General features: G+C 48.0%; 19 protein-coding genes. 10 read left to right on the forward strand and 9 right to left on the reverse strand.

Annotated features, from left to right (window positions below; translation table 11 throughout):
- Positions 1-106 precede the first annotated feature (106 nt).
- Entirely contained in the window at positions 107-1300 is a 1194-nt protein-coding gene (locus ACO0LN_RS29880; RefSeq protein WP_422980339.1) for an HD domain-containing phosphohydrolase, read from the forward strand.
- Positions 1300-1830: a response regulator gene (locus ACO0LN_RS29885; protein WP_162058797.1), complete on the forward strand. Its 531-nt coding sequence runs from the start codon at positions 1300-1302 to the stop codon at positions 1828-1830. The genes ACO0LN_RS29880 and ACO0LN_RS29885 overlap by 1 nt, the downstream gene beginning before the upstream one ends.
- A gap of 156 nt (positions 1831-1986) precedes the next feature.
- Here the strand turns inward: ACO0LN_RS29885 and ACO0LN_RS29890 are convergent, their stop codons facing one another.
- The 5 genes from ACO0LN_RS29890 to ACO0LN_RS29910 are packed head-to-tail and all read right to left on the reverse strand — an operon-like array spanning position 1987 to position 7745.
- Positions 1987-2196 (reverse strand): hypothetical protein, encoded by a 210-nt coding sequence (locus ACO0LN_RS29890; protein ID WP_422980341.1) that lies wholly within the window; start codon positions 2194-2196, stop codon positions 1987-1989.
- Between the two features lie 2 nt (positions 2197-2198).
- Complete coding sequence (locus ACO0LN_RS29895; protein WP_422980343.1) at positions 2199-2903, reverse strand: alpha/beta fold hydrolase; 705 nt, start codon at positions 2901-2903, stop codon at positions 2199-2201.
- Positions 2904-2941: 38 nt separating this feature from the next.
- Positions 2942-4504 carry an FGGY-family carbohydrate kinase gene (locus ACO0LN_RS29900; protein WP_422980345.1) on the reverse strand — a complete coding sequence of 521 codons (1563 nt, stop codon included), beginning with the start codon at positions 4502-4504 and terminating at the stop codon, positions 2942-2944.
- A gap of 11 nt (positions 4505-4515) precedes the next feature.
- Complete coding sequence (locus ACO0LN_RS29905; protein WP_422980347.1) at positions 4516-6138, reverse strand: glycerol-3-phosphate dehydrogenase/oxidase; 1623 nt, start codon at positions 6136-6138, stop codon at positions 4516-4518.
- Positions 6135-7745 (reverse strand): FAD-binding oxidoreductase, encoded by a 1611-nt coding sequence (locus tag ACO0LN_RS29910; RefSeq protein WP_422980349.1) that lies wholly within the window; start codon positions 7743-7745, stop codon positions 6135-6137. The genes ACO0LN_RS29905 and ACO0LN_RS29910 overlap by 4 nt, the downstream gene beginning before the upstream one ends.
- Positions 7746-7857: 112 nt before the next feature.
- On the opposite strand from ACO0LN_RS29910, the gene ACO0LN_RS29915 reads away from it, so the two are divergent.
- A complete protein-coding gene (locus tag ACO0LN_RS29915; protein ID WP_422980351.1) occupies positions 7858-8913 on the forward strand; it encodes an AraC family transcriptional regulator in 1056 nt (351 codons plus the stop codon).
- 217 nt (positions 8914-9130) lie between these two features.
- On the opposite strand, the gene ACO0LN_RS29920 is transcribed toward ACO0LN_RS29915, so the two are convergent.
- The gene (locus tag ACO0LN_RS29920; protein WP_422980353.1) at positions 9131-9436 is read right to left on the reverse strand and encodes a helix-turn-helix domain-containing protein; all 306 of its coding nucleotides are present in this window, start codon (positions 9434-9436) and stop codon (positions 9131-9133) included.
- Between the two features lie 221 nt (positions 9437-9657).
- On the opposite strand from ACO0LN_RS29920, the gene ACO0LN_RS29925 reads away from it, so the two are divergent.
- The gene (locus tag ACO0LN_RS29925) at positions 9658-9951 is read left to right on the forward strand and encodes a hypothetical protein (protein ID WP_422980355.1); all 294 of its coding nucleotides are present in this window, start codon (positions 9658-9660) and stop codon (positions 9949-9951) included.
- Positions 9952-10257: 306 nt separating this feature from the next.
- Positions 10258-10491 (forward strand): hypothetical protein, encoded by a 234-nt coding sequence (locus tag ACO0LN_RS29930; RefSeq protein WP_232063347.1) that lies wholly within the window; start codon positions 10258-10260, stop codon positions 10489-10491.
- 89 nt (positions 10492-10580) lie between these two features.
- Here the strand turns inward: ACO0LN_RS29930 and ACO0LN_RS29935 are convergent, their stop codons facing one another.
- Positions 10581-12326, reverse strand: coding sequence for a patatin-like phospholipase family protein (locus tag ACO0LN_RS29935; protein WP_422980357.1), 1746 nt, complete (start codon positions 12324-12326; stop codon positions 10581-10583).
- Between the two features lie 339 nt (positions 12327-12665).
- Between ACO0LN_RS29935 and ACO0LN_RS29940 the strand changes: the two genes are divergently transcribed.
- The gene (locus ACO0LN_RS29940; protein WP_422980359.1) at positions 12666-13652 is read left to right on the forward strand and encodes a lipase family protein; all 987 of its coding nucleotides are present in this window, start codon (positions 12666-12668) and stop codon (positions 13650-13652) included.
- 94 nt (positions 13653-13746) lie between these two features.
- Here the strand turns inward: ACO0LN_RS29940 and ACO0LN_RS29945 are convergent, their stop codons facing one another.
- Both ACO0LN_RS29945 and dksA read right to left on the reverse strand, forming a co-directional pair.
- Positions 13747-14013 carry a GlsB/YeaQ/YmgE family stress response membrane protein gene (locus ACO0LN_RS29945; protein ID WP_422949696.1) on the reverse strand — a complete coding sequence of 89 codons (267 nt, stop codon included), beginning with the start codon at positions 14011-14013 and terminating at the stop codon, positions 13747-13749.
- Positions 14014-14074: 61 nt separating this feature from the next.
- Positions 14075-14542, reverse strand: a complete 468-nt coding sequence (dksA, locus tag ACO0LN_RS29950) for an RNA polymerase-binding protein DksA (RefSeq protein WP_422980369.1) — start codon at positions 14540-14542, stop codon at positions 14075-14077.
- 658 nt (positions 14543-15200) lie between these two features.
- Here dksA and ACO0LN_RS29955 point away from each other — a divergent pair.
- From ACO0LN_RS29955 to ACO0LN_RS29970, 4 genes are all read left to right on the forward strand, one after another.
- Positions 15201-15563: a hypothetical protein gene (locus ACO0LN_RS29955; RefSeq protein WP_422980361.1), complete on the forward strand. Its 363-nt coding sequence runs from the start codon at positions 15201-15203 to the stop codon at positions 15561-15563.
- Positions 15564-15692: 129 nt separating this feature from the next.
- A complete protein-coding gene (locus ACO0LN_RS29960; protein ID WP_422980363.1) occupies positions 15693-16250 on the forward strand; it encodes a DUF2243 domain-containing protein in 558 nt (185 codons plus the stop codon).
- Positions 16251-16892: 642 nt separating this feature from the next.
- Entirely contained in the window at positions 16893-17420 is a 528-nt protein-coding gene (locus tag ACO0LN_RS29965; protein WP_422980365.1) for a hypothetical protein, read from the forward strand.
- Between the two features lie 146 nt (positions 17421-17566).
- Positions 17567-17953 (forward strand): hypothetical protein, encoded by a 387-nt coding sequence (locus tag ACO0LN_RS29970; RefSeq protein WP_422980367.1) that lies wholly within the window; start codon positions 17567-17569, stop codon positions 17951-17953.
- Positions 17954-18226: the final 273 nt, after the last annotated feature.

Raw genomic sequence — 18226 nt, forward strand, 5'->3', positions numbered from 1 at the left:
TGTGTCGCCGACGCCGTCTTGGCGTATTGATTCCGTCATCCATCATGTACAAGTGTCCACTTAATAAGTGGACACGATCATCTACGCTTAAGCCCTTAACTTCAAGATGACTTCACCGGATGCTTACGACCTACTTGAAAAGGAAGCAGTAGATCTGGCTATTTCCGATATGCGTATGCCAGTCATGGATGGTGCAGTATTTTTGGCACACGTAAGAGCGCGTTGGCCTGACACTATACGCTTGTTACTAACTGGTTATGCTGACATGCAGTCCACCATAGATGCCATAAACAGAGGAGAAATCTTTCGTTATATAACAAAACCTTGGAACGATAATGATATTGTTCTAGTAGTTAAACAAGCGCTGGAGCGCAAGGCATTAGAAGCAGAGAAAAAAAGGCTAGAAGCACTAACTCTGCGCCAAAACGAAGAACTTAAATCCCTTAATGCCAGTCTGGAAATCAAGGTAGATGAGCGAACCATAGATCTTAGGAAGGCTCATGCGTCGCTTTTAAGCGTCAACGACAAATTGAAGACCAACTTTCTCACTTCTATCAAAGTTTTTTCTAATGTTATAGAAATGCGCGGTGGCAAACTTGTTGGGCACTCGAGACGGGTAGCCGATTTATCAAGAAAAATTGCAAAAAAACTTAACCTTGATTCTAAGGAGACTCAAGAAATTTTTGTCGCATCCCTATTAGCGGATATTGGCAAGATCGGTTTTTCAGATGAGTTATTGGCAACCCCTGTCAGTCAAATGAATGGTGAGCAGCTAGGACAATTTCATAAACATACTCTACGTGCAGAGCAATTATTGATGCCACTCCAAGACTTGCAAGGTAGTGCAAAGATTATACGTGCGCAGCATGAACGATTTGATGGCAGAGGCTTTCCTGACGGCCTGGAAGGAGAAAATATCCCAATAGGCGCACGTATTTTGTCGCTATCAAGCGATTATGACAATCTACAGAATGGCAGCTTGCTTCAAAAAAGAATGCATGCGGAAGATGCGCAGGCATTAATTATTCGCGGTGCCGGAAATCGTTATGATGAAAAAGTTGTTGCAGCTTTCAAGCAAATTATTAGCAACAAGACTGACGAGATTGACGATCAAGAAATATCAACAGCGCAAATACAGCCAGGAATGATACTTTCTGCTGATGTGATTTCCAAAGAAGGTATGCTGCTTCTGCCTACCGATTACGTACTGGACCAGCACGTCATCGACAAATTGCGATTGTTCGAGCATCCCGCAGGCTCCAAACTAGTCATACGTGTACACAGCAACAGGAGAAAATAATGTACAGGATATTATTGCTTGATGACGAACCAAATGTTCTGCTGGCACTGCAAAGGAGCCTGAAAAGCGTCGCAAAAGAGATGGAAATGACAATGGAATTGCTTAATTCCCCTCAGGAAGCGATCAATCGCCTGAGTAATACAGCTTTCGACTTTATCATCTCTGACTACCATATGCCTGGCATGAACGGCATACAGTTCTTGTCCATTGCCAAGGAAATGCAGCCCCATGCAATACGCCTCATGCTGAGCGCATCTGCCGAATTCAAGACCATACTGGGTGCCATCAATGATGCCGAGGTGTTTCGCTACATCGCTAAACCCTGGAACCAGGAAGAATTGCTGGAAACCATACAGCTGGCAGCAGCGCGTCGTCAACAAATTATGGAAGACCAAAAACTGGCAGATGAATTGCGCCTGCAACGTGGCATGATAACGCCACAGGAACATGAGATGAAACGGCTGGAAGAAACCGAGCCAGGGATCACCAAAGTGAAATGGGGCCCCGATGGCTCGGTATTGCTTGATTAACTCAAGCTGAATCAGTCATCACAAGTGAGTATGTCACTTTTATTGCAGTATTTTTTATAGCGCCTTGACAGGTATGCATAACAGACAAGAAAATATTCCTGTCTGAGGATCCAAAGCAGAATTTGCCGAAAACTGCTCAAAACAGGGCCTGTCGTCTCATTGCATGCCGCTGGCTGGCAAGTATTCGCGCATCAACTCCCGGCATTTCACCCATTCAAGCAGCAAATATACGGTGAAAATGAAACGTGAAAAATGCGCTACCTCAGCCAATTTTTCCAATTCCAACGACGTATCCAAATGCTGGTCTACATAGTCAAGAACACCGTTCAGGCGCCTGGCATATTCAACTTTATCACTATTACTCAACACTACCTCTCCCTATCAACTTCGACTTTCGATATCAACCGCTGAACATCTTTGGCAACTGCATCCGCTTTCGTCTGCAATAAAAAATGAGGTGCATCGTATCGGCATGTTTCCATTTCATGCAATTGCGTTTTAATATCTGCATGGGCAGAGACTGGTATCAAGCTGTCCCTGTTGGCTTGCAGATAGAGTACCGGCACTTTGATGGCCTGGAGTTTTTCTCTGACATCGCAACTCAACACCGCTTGCAAACGGGCCTTTAAACTGGCGGGCCTGACACGTGCCAAAGCATCTGCCAACTGCATGCACAATTTTTTGCTGGAAAATCGCCCCAGTAACATATGGCTGAGGACCCGCAATGGTGCCAGTCTGGTCGGTAAATAAGGCAGCACAAATCTGAAACCTGCCATCCAGGGATAAGGATTACATGCAAAAGTCGCACAGAGTATCAAGGCCTTCAGCCGCACTGGCCGGCTGGCAGCAATAGAAATGGCAATTGGGCCAGAGAATGATTCTGCCAGCAAAATATAGTCTTCACTTACCGGTAACTGCGTTTGAACCAAGATCTCCAGTTCTGCGTAGCCCAGCGCTTGATCTGGCGGATATGTCAATACCAGTAGTTTACATCTACCATTCAATGCCTTATGCAAAGGCTCATAGAGTGTGCCTGTACCATCCATGCCAGGCAAGAGTACTATTGTCGTCATGCGAATAATGATAGCAGGCCAGGCACTACCATGTGGCATCAATGCATTTTCGGATATCCGGTGATTTGCTGTATCTCTTTATACAAAGGCTGCAAGCGAGCATACATCTTTTGATAAACCCGGTTATACAGCTCATTGTATATCTGCTGATGATGAGCGATAGGTTCAAAGGTTTTGCCTATGCGCGTCATCTCCTTGATCGCGACGTCAAAACTGGGATGCAGGCCCAAGCCTACCGCTGCATCGATAGCAGCACCCAAACCTGAGGTTTCATAGATATGCGGGCGCGATGTCGGTAAGCCAAAGATATCTGCCGTCAATTGCATGGCAGCGTCGCTCTGAGAGCCGCCGCCTGAGATTCGCAATTCAGTGATCGCCACACCGCTACGTTTTTCTATACGCTCTTTGCCTTCTCGCAAGGCATAAGCCAGTCCTTCAAGAATAGCGCGGTACATATGTGCACGCGTATGCACGTCACCAAAACCAATGATAGCGCCCTTGGCTTCTGCACCCGGCACTTTGATACCGGGTGTCCAGTATGGCTGCAGCATCAGTCCCATGGAGCCCGGCGGCACTGCATTCACCAGTTCATCAAACAAGGCCTCTGGCAAGACGCCCTGCTCTGCCGCCTGCAGTTTTTCATGATGACCAAATTGTTCCTTGAACCAGTTCACCATCCAGTAAACACGGAATATCTGCACCTCGGTACTGTAAGAACCGGGGATTGCTGCTGGATAAGGTGGTATGAATGGTGTCACTTCCAGGTATTTCTTGCTGGTGGTATTGATGGTCGCAGTCGTGCCATAACTGAGGCAACCGATATTAGGTTGCTGGCAGCCAGCTCCTATCACTTCACATGCCTTGTCCGCCGCTGCAGCCAGTAAAGGTGTGCCAGCCAGTATGCCGGTTGCGGCCTCAGCCGCCTGGTTGATGTGTCCCATGACTGTACCGGGTGGCACCAGCTCAGGCAAGCTTTCGGCCTTTACCGCCAATGCTTGCCATTTCCAGTCCAATTTCCCAGCCCATTTCAAGCCTTTATAATCAAATGGCAAATAACCGACTTGCGAACCTATGGAATCAATGAAATTGCCGCACAGGCGATAATTCAGGTAACCGGACAAAATCAGGTATTTATCCGTCTTGTCCCAGATGTCTGGTTGATGCGCCTTGATCCAGTTGGCTTCGGCCTCACCGCGAAAGAAATTAATAGTGCTGGCAACGCCCGCCAGCTTGAAGGCCGTCATCCACAAGGGGTTAACCGGCGGGACTATGTCGGTACGCCTTTGATCCAACCAGGTAATCGCGGGTCGCAAAGGCTGGCCTTGCTTGTCCAGGTTGATCATGGTGCCGCGCTGGGTGGTCACGGCAACACCTTGTACCGTCGATGGAGAAATGCCATGTTCATTCCACAGACGCTGGCAGGCTGTACATACTGCCTGCCAGTAATCTTCAGGATGATGTTCTGCCCAGCCAGGTTGATCTGAAAAATAAGCTTCGAGATGCACTTGGGATTTGGCGACAATATTGCCCCGCAAATCAAACAGGATTGCCCTGACGCTTTGGGTGCCGTTGTCTATGGAAAGAATATATTGCTTGGACATGATTTTTTATTTTATATAGACTGCCGCAGATTTCGCCATTCAGGGATACTACTCTTGTCTGGCAAAGCATAATACTTGCTCCACAGTTGCAGATAGTCAGACTGTTCATTTTCCCATCGCTCGTCATTCCACTTTAGTTCAGGCTGACAAATTGCCCTGATGCGCGGCAACAATGCCAGGCCACCCTGGCGTACCAATAAACCCAGCCTAGTTCTGCGCAACATCAGGTCTTGCAAGTGCTCTACCGCTTCATGCCGCGCTGCCCAGCGCAATTCCACCCACATGGTCAGTGTCCCTGGTATGAAATCCAGTTCACCATCTTGAGCAATTTGTACAATCTCAGCAGCGGATTCACCATAATGGCCTTGCAACCGTGATTTTTGTGTATGGTTTAATTGTTTTTCATTAGCTAAATCTGATGGGCGGGCAAATAAATTGCTCACCTTTTGATCAGACTGATGACTAGGAAATAAATGAGCAATGTGCTTTAGCGCATCTTGCGCAATCAGCCTGAAAGTCGTCAACTTGCCGCCTGTGACTGTCAATAAGCCTTTTTCCAGCCAGATGGCATGATCACGCCCTTCCTTCGATGGGTCGGCCTTGCCGGTATCAATCACAGGTCGTATACCTGCATAGCTGGCGATAATGTCATCGAGCTTGAGTTGCAATTGCGGGAACTGGAAGTCCATCGCTTCCATCAAATAAGCGACTTCATGTGCGGTGATGGCAGTTTCTTGCTGCATATCATCGCTGTGATCGACATCTGTCGTCCCGACGAGGCTAACACCTTCCCAGGGATAAACAAATATTGGGCGGCCATCACGCGGGTGCATCAGACTTACTGCCTGCGCCACCGGCAAGCGCCAGGCAGGTATTAGCAAATGGCTGCCGCGCAGAGGGCGCAATCTTGCACTTGCCCCTTGCTGCTGACGCAGGTCGTCAGCCCAGGCTCCGGTTGCATTGATGATGACTTTTGCCTTGATCTGGTACTCCTGCATGTTCAATACATCTAGCAGGATAATTCCAGTGGCCTGCTCGTTTTCATACGTGACACTTTTTACTGCAAGATAGTTCAAGGCGATAGCTCCGGCAGCACGCGCCTCCTGCAAGACCCTGAGCACCAGACGGGCATCATCAGTCTTGGCATCCAGATAGCAGGAGCCGCCTTTCAAATCAGCCGTCGGTATATGCGGTGCCAGCATCTGGAAGTCCTGCGCCGAAAAATAATGCTTGCCACGCAAACCAGCCAGAAAGTCATAGATGACCAAACCGATCGCAAACATCCATCGCCCGGGCTTGCGTCCCTGATAGTCGGCAAAGGCAAAACTCTGCGGTTCGACAAGGCCCGCTGCGGCTTGCATCAATTGCTGCCTTTCGCGCACTGAATCCCGTGTCAGGAGAAATTTACCTTCTTTAATGTAGCGCAAGCCGCCGTGCACGAGTTTGGATGAACGGCTTGATGTACCCCAGGCGAAATCTTTTTGCTCGACCAGCAAAACCTTTAAGCCGCGTCGGGCAGCTTCCAGCAATATACCTGCACCAGTAATCCCGCCACCAATGACGATGATGTCCCAGTCTTGCTCTTGGTTGGCAATCGTCTTGAGCAAATCGGCACGTGATGTGGTTGTTTTCATTGCTTTACGTCTTCTGCAGGCAATAACTTGCCAGGATTCATGATGCCCTGCGGGTCGAAGTGTTTGAATAGATGACGCAGCCCAGATATTCCCAGACTGCCTTTTTCAGCTTCCAGATAAGGAGCATGGTCACTGCCCACGCCATGCTGGTGGCTTATGGTGCCGCCATTGTCAACGATAGCGGCAGAGACTACAGATTTGAGCCTGCGCCAGCGTGCAAGGTCTTGCTCATAATCGCCAGTCAGGCGATAAACAAAAGTCGAGTACACGCTGGCACCCTGAGCATATAAATGGGACAAATGCGTATAGGTGTGTACTTGTTCATTTTCTGTAGTCATGGCATCCCGGCCAGCCTGCTCCATGCTCAACATCATGGTCTTTACTTTGGGCCAGTCGCAAGCTGTCTCTACGGTATCTATCGCATAACCCTGCTGCCAGGCGCTATTACGCAGATACACATTCCTGAAACGCCCCTGCTTCCATTTTTCGCCCATGGTTTTACCTACATGTATGCCTTTATATTGGCCTGTCATCTTCAATGCAGATTTGATGGCATGGCGCACTTGAGTTTTTTCCCCGCTAGCACCGATGAGCAAAACGCATTTACCCTCATCACAGCCACGCAGGCGCAAATAAGATTCAAGCAAGCCTATCAACGTCTTGTGGCCTGCCAGTGTCAGGCTGGTCAGGGTTTCAGTTGCATTTGACAGTCGCAACATTGATAAACCAAGCTTGCCCTGGGCGATAGACCTCACAGCAGTTTGCGCTGCATCCCAGTCAGGAAAGAAGACAGCGTGAAATTCTTCACATGCAGGTAAAGGCGTGATGCGTACGGTCACTTCAGTCACTATGCCCACACGCCCTTCTGATCCCAGCAGCATCTCCCGCAAGTCCAGCCCGGCAGCGGATGCCGGAAAGGTCTGGATATCCAGCCTCCCCGCAGGGGTCTCTACCCTGGCACCAGCCAGTAATTGTTCTATACGTCCATAGCGTAATGACTGCTGACCAGATGAACGGGTAACCACCCAGCCACCCAGCGTAGAGTATTCAAAAGATTGCGGGAAATGCCCCAGCGTATAGCCATGGGCGCGCAATTGCGCTTCCAGGTCCGGGCCAAAGACACCTGCACCAAAAGTCGCCAGTTGCGCTGCCTTGTCCAGATTCAGCAATTGCGACATGCGTAACATATCCACCGACAAAACAGGCTGTACACTCTCAGTAACGGCCAGATGCCCAACCACACTGGTACCACCGCCATAAGGTATCAGGGCGATGCCATGCAAGCTGGCGTAATCCAGCAAACTGCGCACATCTCCGGCACTTTCTGGGTAAGCCACACCATCAGGGAAATGGCTGATCTTGCCAAAGCGCATTTTGAGCCAGTCTGGCAGGCTTTGCCCCAGGCTATGCCTGACACGGCCCAGCGCATCTGTATCTACCAGAGGATGAGCCGGCAAACGGCTCTCTGGCACTTGCTGGCATACCTGATCCAGTTCTGCATCTGTCTGCGGCAAGCCCTGGCCTATGCGTGCCTGCAAAAAATTCAGGGCATCTGCATTGATCGCATAATGAATACTGTCATCACCCCAACCATTCCAACGTCGCATTTTTTCTATCCCTGAATTAAGCCCTAGCTTGGTATACTCAATAATTAACTTGTAGCTTAATCAAGTGTCACCTTCAGGTATTGCGCTTTCATGACAAGGTTCTTGTTTTAATATGCCAAATTCACTTACAGGATCTGTCGCAGGCAAGCGCAGCACTGGACGGGTGGCTGCCGCCTACCTGCAACCATTACTTGAACTGGCGAATGAACGTTGTTTGAATTTGCGCACACTGGCGACCATGGCTGGCATGGCTGAAGATGCCCTGAGCAGATTGCAGGAAAGCATAGCTGCTGCAGACTATATACGCCTGCTTGATGCTGGCGCAGAACTAAGCAAAGACCCGCACTTTGGCTTGCATGTAGGTGAGAGGGTCAAGCTTGGCACCTACAATGTGTATGGCATGATACTGATGAGCTGCAAGGACTTTGAACAAGCCTTCCAGCAAACCATGCGCTATGAAGGTCTGGCGCATGACCTCGGGCGCTCAGCCCTGGTCATTGATAATGCGATGACTGAATATCAGTGGCACAGCCATTTCCCACAAGCCAGCAGGCATGTGGCTGAAAGCGTATTCGCAGGCATACGCGTGTTTGGCAACTGGTTTGCTGGCACTACACTGCCAGATGCTCCGGTTTATTTCAGGCATGCGGCTCCAGATGATTTGAGCGAACATCATCGCCTGTTTGGCATGGGAGTACATTTCGATGCGACCGTCAATTGCGCGCGCTTCCCCACAGCATTGCTGAGTTGGCCAGTACCCAATGCCGATGTCAGCATGTACCCGGTATTACAACATCATGCCGAACAATTACTCAAACAAAAACAACAGGCCCAGCAAGATGGTGGCATCGTCGCCCAAGTCAGAGCAGCTATCAGCAATACATTGGCGCAAGACCAGGCCAGATTGCCTTTGATCGCACAAGAGCTACTACTAAGCCAGCGCACGCTGCAGCGCAAATTAAGTGAAGCAGGCATCAGCTTCCAGCAAATCCTGGATCAAACCCGGAAAGACATGGCCATCGATTATTTGCAGCAAACAGGTTTCAGCCTGGCTGATATCGCCTTCCTGCTAGGCTATCAGGAGCAAAGCGCCTTCAACCATGCCTTCAAGGAGTGGACAGGCGTGAGCCCGGGTGCCTACAGAGAAAAACAGCAGCGCCGGAAATAAGCTGAAAATAAGTTGAAAATAAAAAAACGGCAGTCGCTTATACGACTGCCGTTTTTTTCTGAATTCTGGACGGTGGCTTGTCTGCTTGAACGCAAACCAAGCGCACCTCACTACCGTCATACATATCGGTTGTATGTACAGCAGCTAGACATACTATAGCGCAAAATTATGACGGCTGCATGAAACACTTTTTGTGCTGCATCAAACTCCTGCAATTTTATTCTCCAGCACTGTCACCCGCGTCGTTATCCTGCGCAAGCGCATCAGCAGAGGCTTCAGTGACGGCGAGTTTTTCGAAACGGAACAAGTCTTGTACCGAGCAATTAAAAAGCTCAGCAAAAGCTTCAATAAACTCTACCTTCCAGTGTTCTGCCTTGTTATCGACAATACGCAATAATTGGGAGTGCGAGACGGTCACCCGTCTTGCAATCAGCAGGCGGTGCAAGGCAGAAACCGAACGAATCTTGTGCTCAACCATCAACTCACGGATTCTGAGCTCGGCTTTTATTTTGTGTCCGGACATGGGGAAATGTATTGTTACTGGGTTTGTCATAAGCGTGATTGAACCTCAATCAACGGCTGCGATGATACAGGATATAAGCAATTTTTGCGGTCACCGCATAAAAACAACATGACACATTCAATTTTCTCCACGCCATGCTGGATTTTTTCCCAAAGCTGTGGCAAGATCAATTCATCGAATTTGGCAAGACTTTTTAAACATTTTTTCTTTAGGAACGATACGTGAAATCTACCTGGCTCCCACAACTGCAACAAGACATGTGCTTAACCGCACAAGGCTTGCTGTCAGCATTGTCGGCCAAGGTAGTGGCAGGACTGAATTATCGTGATGCACTTACAACTCTGGCGGCGTCTGGCACAACGTCCAAACGCGATGATAGCAACAGCATTATTCGCACAGTCGCCAAGCATGTGAGTACCCGTAGCGAGCAGTCCAAGACAGTTAATTTTACGTTTAACCCCAACCAGTATCACCGCATCCGAAGGCCAGCCCTTCAGGTAGCAGGAGCAGATTAAAACCCGCTCCTCCTTACTTAAAGCTGAAAAGCCCGGATGCCCTGAAAAGCTCCGGGCTTTTTGTTTAATCATCTGCTGTTTTTATCAAAAAAAGCACAGACCCAGCAGTAAAACCCGCGCAAGCGGTCGTGGCCAGTAGCTAGCAGTCAGGCCACGGAAACACCGGTACTGATAACAGTTCCGCAAGTAACAATATTCATTTAATCAAGCTTCTCCTTGCTTACTTAATCGCAAGGACAAGCCCGGGCTTAAAGGGGAAACCCGCCAGCTTGACGTTATTTTTATTTCTAAGGAAGGGAGGTAAACATGTTTGCTGTATTCTGGATAGAAATCCACAAGCAAATTAAGATGTCTCACTGCAGGGAATTTGATACCGGCGACATGATTGCCGCCCTCAAATTTGCTGACAATCTGAGACAAAGACAGGCCGCAGGAGAATATATACGCCACATCAGCATGTCGTCAGAAAATACCAATTCTGTCGGTGTGCCAAGTGCGGCAATAGATTATCACTGGGCCGACCACAAGATCGCGGCATGATACAAAAACATATCAACGCCACTATCAATATGACACCAGCAAATGCAAAGACCTGAGCTAGCTCAGGTCTTTTTTATTGGCAAGGCGAATTACTTAATGCAATTGATCCAGGACGCCAGCGGATGCGAAGAATTTGGCTCTTGCACTGAATAGCGTGGTACCTGCACTACCTCTTTTTGGTCCTGCATCGTTTTTGATGCCAGCACATCGTTGATATTCTGCGACAGGTTTTCGCGGTGATTTTCTCTCAGCCATGTCACCAGCTTGGTGCTGGAATCAGTATCCGTGGTCATCAACACTCTTGCCGCTTCAAAAAGAGAATTCTGTATCGGCACCTCGTCGCAACGCCCGGGCCCATTCAAGGCAAGCTTGTAATTTGTTTGTATGGAATTGACAAAGCGGTCTAGTCTGATGAGCTGGTTATCCCGATAGGAATCATCTCTGTATTCATCAGCCGCAGCCTGCTGGAAAAATGCATTGCGCTTGCGCGGATTGCCCTTTTTGGTCAACTCCAGCAAACGATCCAGACCTATATGCCAGACCGCACAATTTGCATTATTGATAGAGCGGCCTGCGGATTCATTCAATGCCAAATGACGCCCACGCTCAACAGCATTCCCTTTTCCAGAAAATGCATAATTCTTTAACGGGATATTGACGTTAGGATTGAACCTGAATGACTGATCAGACGCCAATGGCACACCCAGCATCTCCAGTTGCCATTCCCTGCGTTGCTCGAGCAATGAATCGAAAGCGCGATAGATAGACGGGCTGATGACATAATCTATCATGCTGCTCCTGGTATCTGCCAATGAACCGCTCAAGTCTCCTCTGTCATTGACGTGCGCATCTACCAGTATCAGCAGGCAAGACAAATCCTGAGTGCCCACCAAAATCTCTGAATAAGCACGGACCAGAGCGTCAACACCCAGGTTATCAGACGAACCGGCATCATATAAATGCAAGAACTTGGGACTGGCCTGATGATAAATATCACTGTCGGCATTAAAGTTTTTTAATGCCAGAGGCACGAACAAACCTGGATAGGCAGCAGATGCGGCAACTGCATCTGCCAAACGCAACTGATTTAAATCTGAACCAATTTCCTTGAATGCCGCATCAGTGAAAGTGAAGCCCTGCAGGCTCGCTTCTGAAGAATTAAGCCCCCGGGTCGTCAAGCTGTCTGCACCGACAAAACGGTGTGCATGCGAGCTGTTGATATACAGTGACGGCTTGCCCGGCTTGCGTTCACCCAAATCGCCATAGACCGCACCTTTGTATATCCCCGTGTCAAACACATCTGCCAGGATGCGGGTGGCATTTTTACCGGATGTCAGGGTGGGTACAAAATTGATAGGATTGGCCGAACGGTATACCCATGATGACAAATAGTCCCGGCGCAATTGGGACGCCATCACATCAAAATCTGAGTCACTGGTCAATGGCTTCAGGCTGACAGCAGCTGCCGCAAGTGAGCCACCAGAGACTGATGACACTGCTGTGACTTCATCAAACAAACCAAAATGACGCAACTGCGACATTACCCCCAGGCCAAAATTTGCCGCCCGCAATCCACCACCAGAAATCGCTACTCCCACAAACATGGGATGAGGGCAAGGATCGCTCTCAGCCGCAGTATTTGTTGCACATCCCAGCCTCGACGCGTAATGCGCCCGTGGAACGCTGGTGTCACCACCAGCAGCCTTGACATTTATATGAGGATTTCTTTCATCGAGGTGCAAAGAAGCACAGCCTGACAAAAGCATCGTCGCCCAGATCGAAGAGCCGATAATGGCATTTTTTATCGGGCAAATATTCAACAATTCAAACTCCATGATTCCCTTGAAACTTTGAATTCCCTGGTCAACATAAAAAAGATTGATCACAAAAACTCAAATGCAAACTTGATAGACTATTAATTATTGCACAGGTTCCAGAATATCTCACAGAGTCGCTGCAATCCCCCCTGCCTTCCCTCGCAAGATAAAGCAAATCACTAAAGCTGCACTGCACATATGACACGAGATCTATAAAATGAACTTGTCTTTTTAACCATCATAAACTACATTGTCAAATCGGAATTTAAAACTGATTTGCCCGATGCGCATATTGACCCGGCCTGGACAAATCTGCCCCCCCCTTGCATACCAACCCACATCTACGAGGAAAACAGTATGAGCACATTGATAGGCAATACATCCGACCCCAATCCAGGATTAGCGATGACGCTGGCGGCAGTAGCATATTGCGCTGATCCAGCCTCAACATTAAACAGCATGGACAATGGCTGGAGCGCAGTCTGGGTAGCGCAAACTGACATCAACGGCAATATCGCGTTCGTTGCCTATAATGGCAGCTCACAATATGTAGTGGGGATACGCGGTTCACTGCTCAACTTTAGCTGGCAGGCTTTTGACAACTGGTTTGATCAGGATTTTAATGTGTTTGAACAAACTGCCTGGACATATCCAGGCAGCGACGCCAACCCTATGATCTCACAGGGCTCGTCAGATGGCCTCAATGACCTGACTCAGCTGGTCGATGTGACTGGTCAAACGATATACCAGTACCTTACTGCAAATGCCATCGGCAGTGACATTTCCATCGGCGTGGTTGGACATAGCCTGGGCGGCAATCTGACGACAGTCTTTGCGCCCTGGCTGTTGTATCAACTCCAGCAAAACAATATAACCCCGCCCAAGCTTTTCCCCGTGTTCACCTTTGCCGCACCCACCGCTGGCAACCAGGCATTTGCAGATGCCTACGACAAAAGCTTCTCCAATTCATGGCGCTACTATAACGAGATAGACCTCGTCCCCATGGCATCGGACAATTTACGTTCTGCCTGCTTACTTTATTCACCAGCACCAGAGGCCAGCGGTATAGAAACCACCTACCACAACATCACCGTCACGCTCAAAGAAGGCATAGGCCTCATCGCCGATGCGATAGACGCTTCCGAACTTGGTTATGTCTCGTATTACACCCAAACCAATCAGGCCAGCGGCAGTGTCGTGCTGAACACCTCAAAATCACTGCACTCTGTCGATACCAGCAAAGCTCTGATAGATCAATGGTTTGACCAGGTGGCCGCACAGCATGAGCAAGCCAATTATTTATCTTTCTTTGGATTACCGCCGGTCAGTTGCACAACTTCGTAAATGCACGATACCTGCCAGAGCAGCAAGAACAAACAAGCCCTTGATCAACAAGGGCTTGTTTTATGATGAAAAGTCTTCAGAGGTGCTGTGGGCTCTAGCGCGAATTCCGCTGCATAAAAAGGCTGGCTACGCTCAGTATCGCCAGTGCGCCAACGATCAAACTGCCCAGCGCCTGAAAGTCAAAACCACTATTGTAGGGTGTATCAACATTTAAATATGAGGGCATCAGGCAACCTATGATCAGGCCACCCGCAATACCAACGAGCACATTCAGATAAATATTCTGGTGATCCCCCGTCGAAGTCGTCAAAATAATCCAGCCGACGATACCACCGACAAAAATCCAAAAAATCAATTCCATATGCCCTCCGAGTTGGTTAGTTATCCTGCCCTGCTATCTGGTAAATCGTCATTGTTAAAAATCAATGACCAAATAATTTTTGCCTTTGTTCATGGCGTTGCTGCGCTTCCAGCGACAGCGTTGCCGTAGGGCGAGCCAGCAAACGCTCCACACCAATAGGCTCGCCAGAATCTTCACACCAGCCATAATCCCCCTCATCTATGCGCGCTATGGCAACCCTGACCTTCTTGAGCAACTTGCTCTCACGGTCACGCGCACGCAATTCCAGCGCATGTTCTTCTTCTATCGTGGCACGGTCAAAAGGATCTGCAATGATGTCGTTTTCCTGCAGATGCATAGTAGTCTCGTTGGCATTCTGAACCAGCGTCAATTCGATTTCCTCCAGGCGAGATTTAAAAAACGCCAGTTGCGCATCATTCATGTACTCCATCTCCCCCATGCGCAGAATTTTTTCCTCTGTCAGCTTGGGCCTGGAAGCGAGTGCACTGGATTTGATTGCCGCTTTTTTAGATGCTGTATTGGTTTGCATGGTAGTCATCGTGATACTCCTGAATCAAGTAGTGAGTCGATTGTCCAATTAAATATTTCTCAAAAGAACTTTAGAAGAAACCAGCAGATCCACTGCATAGGTACTTACTTCGCTGTTGCAGAAATATTTAAAACGTAAGGCAAGATACCAATCAATTCCCGCCACATCTACAAGACCAAGGCCACAAAACTTGTCAGTCAGTTCCTACGCTGACTCAAAAATCAAATAGCATATCCATTCTGCCAATCATGAAGACGAGCTTGCTGTGCTGCAAGCGCAGGTGCTTAGCATGCAGATCACACCAGACCATGCTGACAATCGCGTCATCGCTCACAAACCTGAAAATGCCTGAATGTTGGCCTGACCACGCACCCTACTCATCACGCTGCCCCGCGCTGACTCTCGCTACTACATAGTATGCCCCTCTAAAGACACACGTTTTGCCAGCCAGGCAAAGTCAAAAAACCATACGTTATAAGCCTTGTAAGTATGGATGCCCCACAGCACTGCGCGTTGTCTGACAAAACGCCTATATCTCCACTGACTGAAAGCAATAAAACATCTATTTAAGATGGCGCTACTGGTTATTTCAAACCACCGCGTCAAACCACCATGACAAATTTGGCGACCTTGGGTCGAATCTATTGAGGAGAAAGTAATGTCATCAAATTCCATCAGCAACAACCAAGTCTCTTCCAAACGCTTTGCGTCCATCATGAATACAACCATCAACGCTGTCATTCAAGATGCTGCCAAGCAAAGGGCACAGTCATCGTTCAATGACGACATCCAAAGAAACGGCATATTTGCTGATGAAGAACATGATTTTCTTGAGAGCTCCACAAAACTGACAGCCAGTCTCACTCGCAATGCTGCAAACAAAGAAGTGAAAAAACCAAGAGAAGAATTTGATGACGACGACCTGTATGTATTTATGGACGAAGACTACCAGGACGACCTGCGTTTATCCGATGCCATGATTTTTGATGATATGGCCAGATCATCCATGTCGGATTTCTAAAGCGTAGCTTTGGAAATAAAAGCGCGGCAATAAGTAGAGGAAAGTGGAGGAAGCGCAGGAAATTCCCCCTTCACATATCCTTCACCCTGCCGTCAATATCTCAATCTGAATTTTAAGAAAATCAAAAAAATGACTACGTCCAGGAATATTTTCACCAATAAAGAAAGCAGCTTCCCTACCGCAGCAGGCATCTTCTTTGGTTTAGGCCTTGGCGGCCTGGTGGACACAGTCATACTCCCACGCATCTTCAACTGGCACAATACCCCAAGCAATGTGCACCCTATCACCGCCATTAAAAACTTCCCCGTCAACAACTTCACAGGCAGCATGACAGCTAGCCTTGTATACACCCTCACCTACGTCTTCTTCATCACTGCATTCATCCTGTTTTGGCAGGCCAGCAGAACATACAGCTTGCAAACGTCATCACCATTATTGAAAGGAAGCCTGCTCACTGGCTGGGGCATTTTTAACATGATAGAAGGCATCATCGGCCACTATCTCCTGAGCACTCACCATGCCGAAGGGTCAGCAGCTATTGCACATTCAATATATTGGGACATCTGCTTTCTGGTAACTGGTGTGATCATGTTCATCGCAGGGATAAGACTAATCCAGCAAAAAGACATGAAGCAAATCACCTATCTGTTTGGCGTGAATACAGCGCGAAAAAATCAGATTGCTTGAAATAGTTGAACGGCTTATTTAAATGACTTAACACCCAAGCTCGACCAAAGCCTTCGGGGCAAAGTCATAGATCACAAAGACCAGACCAATGAGTCAGACATCAATTTTTAAAATCGGCCGGGCAAACACTTTGATGCTGTAGCCGCAGTCAAAAAGACACCCTGCTCTTCTTGCCCGTCGTTGAGGGCAGCAACAGCAAAAGCGAAAGCCTACCCGCCATCATCCTAGAGCACCGCGACGGCGACAAACACCGCTACCACACCGCCAGCCGCGACACCTACACTGGCGCGTGCGCCCAATGATTAGCGGCGCGTAATCGCCCGTCTGGTTAGAAATGTAGCATGCCAGACCTGCCCCCTTGCCCCTTGATGGGCGTGCGCATCCCCAGCTTAAAACACCTATCAGGGACACGGACTGAATCATTGCTAAAACCACGCACAGCGTCACAGCGCAGGGGTTTACTACGCAACTGGAGATCGAGACTAAGAAGGGGCAAGAGGAAAAGGACGCAAGGCCAGTAGTAGAGCTAGAGCAATAATGATAAGCTAACTAAATTACAAGGCTAGGAAATGTATGAATATCAGTCGCGACCCCGCGCTGCAAGAAAACTAGGACTTAATCTGATTTTCCTTAATTATTAAAATGCGATTAAATAAACTTTACGTATTGTTCTGTCTTACCTTAATTTCTCTTTTTAGCGGATGTGCCAATGGAGGACTGAACAGAGCTCAAATGTATCCTGGAGATATGATTTCCGATGCAAAATCTGTGTCAATTATGAACGGAGTAAGCTCCTATCACGGAGAAGAAATAGTTGGCATGCTAGTCGGAGTTGATGGAAAACTCTGTCCAGGCCCTACCACTAATAGCCCTGGCCTTCCAAGCAATGTCTGCGGAAATAATACGCTTGTTCTTCCGGGAATTCATACTTTCAAAGCAGTAATTCAAGCAACGAATAAAATTACATTTTCTGGCGGATCAATTAATAACTCATGGAAGAGATCTGAACCCTTCTCTATCGAATCTCCTGCACTCGAAGCAGGGACGATATACAAAGCCATTCCTATTATTTCTGAACGCGGCCTATCGATACGTTTCGAGAAACAATGTGTATCTACAGACCATGATAAAAACTGGCCTAGAATCATAGCCAAACAACCGTGCATCTAAATACCTTGGGTTAGCAGCGGGTAGAGGTGATTAGCGGCATGCAATCGCCCGCTGGGTTTAAAATGTATGAATGTCAGACCTGACCCTGCACCTTGCACCTTGTGACCCCGCACCTTGTGACTACAACCGAATGTTGGAGACCCTAGATGTCATACTACGATAAAGACCTTCAAGACATAATAACAAGGATGGTGTACGTCATCCGTCCGAAAAAAGAATTAATCTCTGTACTTGAAAAAATCTTTGACTCAGAAGATTTGGAGAGATTGGCGCGGCCCTTCGTCGTCATGACTAAAGAGCATCCGTACGAGCGTTTTTTCGAATCGTGGCATAGACTTATTGCTAAAGCCTGTAAAAAAGAATTTCTAAATTATGAGTCTGAAGATGGCACGCTCAGTGATTCCGCAATAAGAGTCGAACTTGGTATCGATTTAGAAAAAGATGATATGCAAAGTAACTTTGATCGATGGTGGCACATCGATGAGGCAACCGAATGTATTGAAATAGAACCGACTTGGTTAAATTCGAATTGAGCACGTAGGGACGATTAGCGGCGCGTAATCGCCCACCTGGTTGAAAATGTAGGAAAGTTAGACCTGACCCCGCTCTCCTCGTTCGGAAATTAGATAGATATACACTAAACTATTAAGCTAAAAAATGTGGCAAATGGTTCCTCAACCGAGCCTGTAAATAAAAGTGTGTAAGTAATTCTGGCAGATGAAGCTCCTATAATGAGGAATTGCCAAAATGACGACAAACGCAATGGAAAGAAGCAAACTGCAGGCGCTGGCCAAAGAGCTGGCGAA

The sequence above is a fragment of the Undibacterium sp. TC9W genome (assembly GCF_049339865.1).
GTDB lineage: Bacteria > Pseudomonadota > Gammaproteobacteria > Burkholderiales > Burkholderiaceae_D > Undibacterium.

Excerpts from the sequence above, each read along its gene's own strand:
- ACO0LN_RS29880 (WP_422980339.1), top strand. The coding sequence starts at position 107 with ATGACTTCACCGGATGCTTACGACCTACTTGAAAAGGAAGCAGTAGAT.
- ACO0LN_RS29885 (WP_162058797.1), top strand. The coding sequence starts at position 1,300 with ATGTACAGGATATTATTGCTTGATGACGAACCAAATGTTCTGCTGGCA.
- ACO0LN_RS29895 (WP_422980343.1), bottom strand. The coding sequence starts at position 2,903 with ATGACGACAATAGTACTCTTGCCTGGCATGGATGGTACAGGCACACTC.
- ACO0LN_RS29900 (WP_422980345.1), bottom strand. The coding sequence starts at position 4,504 with ATGTCCAAGCAATATATTCTTTCCATAGACAACGGCACCCAAAGCGTC.
- ACO0LN_RS29905 (WP_422980347.1), bottom strand. The coding sequence starts at position 6,138 with ATGAAAACAACCACATCACGTGCCGATTTGCTCAAGACGATTGCCAAC.
- ACO0LN_RS29910 (WP_422980349.1), bottom strand. The coding sequence starts at position 7,745 with ATGCGACGTTGGAATGGTTGGGGTGATGACAGTATTCATTATGCGATC.
- ACO0LN_RS29915 (WP_422980351.1), top strand. The coding sequence starts at position 7,858 with ATGCCAAATTCACTTACAGGATCTGTCGCAGGCAAGCGCAGCACTGGA.
- ACO0LN_RS29920 (WP_422980353.1), bottom strand. The coding sequence starts at position 9,436 with ATGTCCGGACACAAAATAAAAGCCGAGCTCAGAATCCGTGAGTTGATG.
- ACO0LN_RS29930 (WP_232063347.1), top strand. The coding sequence starts at position 10,258 with ATGTTTGCTGTATTCTGGATAGAAATCCACAAGCAAATTAAGATGTCT.
- ACO0LN_RS29935 (WP_422980357.1), bottom strand. The coding sequence starts at position 12,326 with ATGGAGTTTGAATTGTTGAATATTTGCCCGATAAAAAATGCCATTATC.
- ACO0LN_RS29940 (WP_422980359.1), top strand. The coding sequence starts at position 12,666 with ATGAGCACATTGATAGGCAATACATCCGACCCCAATCCAGGATTAGCG.
- ACO0LN_RS29945 (WP_422949696.1), bottom strand. The coding sequence starts at position 14,013 with ATGGAATTGATTTTTTGGATTTTTGTCGGTGGTATCGTCGGCTGGATT.
- dksA (WP_422980369.1), bottom strand. The coding sequence starts at position 14,542 with ATGCAAACCAATACAGCATCTAAAAAAGCGGCAATCAAATCCAGTGCA.
- ACO0LN_RS29955 (WP_422980361.1), top strand. The coding sequence starts at position 15,201 with ATGTCATCAAATTCCATCAGCAACAACCAAGTCTCTTCCAAACGCTTT.
- ACO0LN_RS29960 (WP_422980363.1), top strand. The coding sequence starts at position 15,693 with ATGACTACGTCCAGGAATATTTTCACCAATAAAGAAAGCAGCTTCCCT.
- ACO0LN_RS29965 (WP_422980365.1), top strand. The coding sequence starts at position 16,893 with ATGCGATTAAATAAACTTTACGTATTGTTCTGTCTTACCTTAATTTCT.
- ACO0LN_RS29970 (WP_422980367.1), top strand. The coding sequence starts at position 17,567 with ATGTCATACTACGATAAAGACCTTCAAGACATAATAACAAGGATGGTG.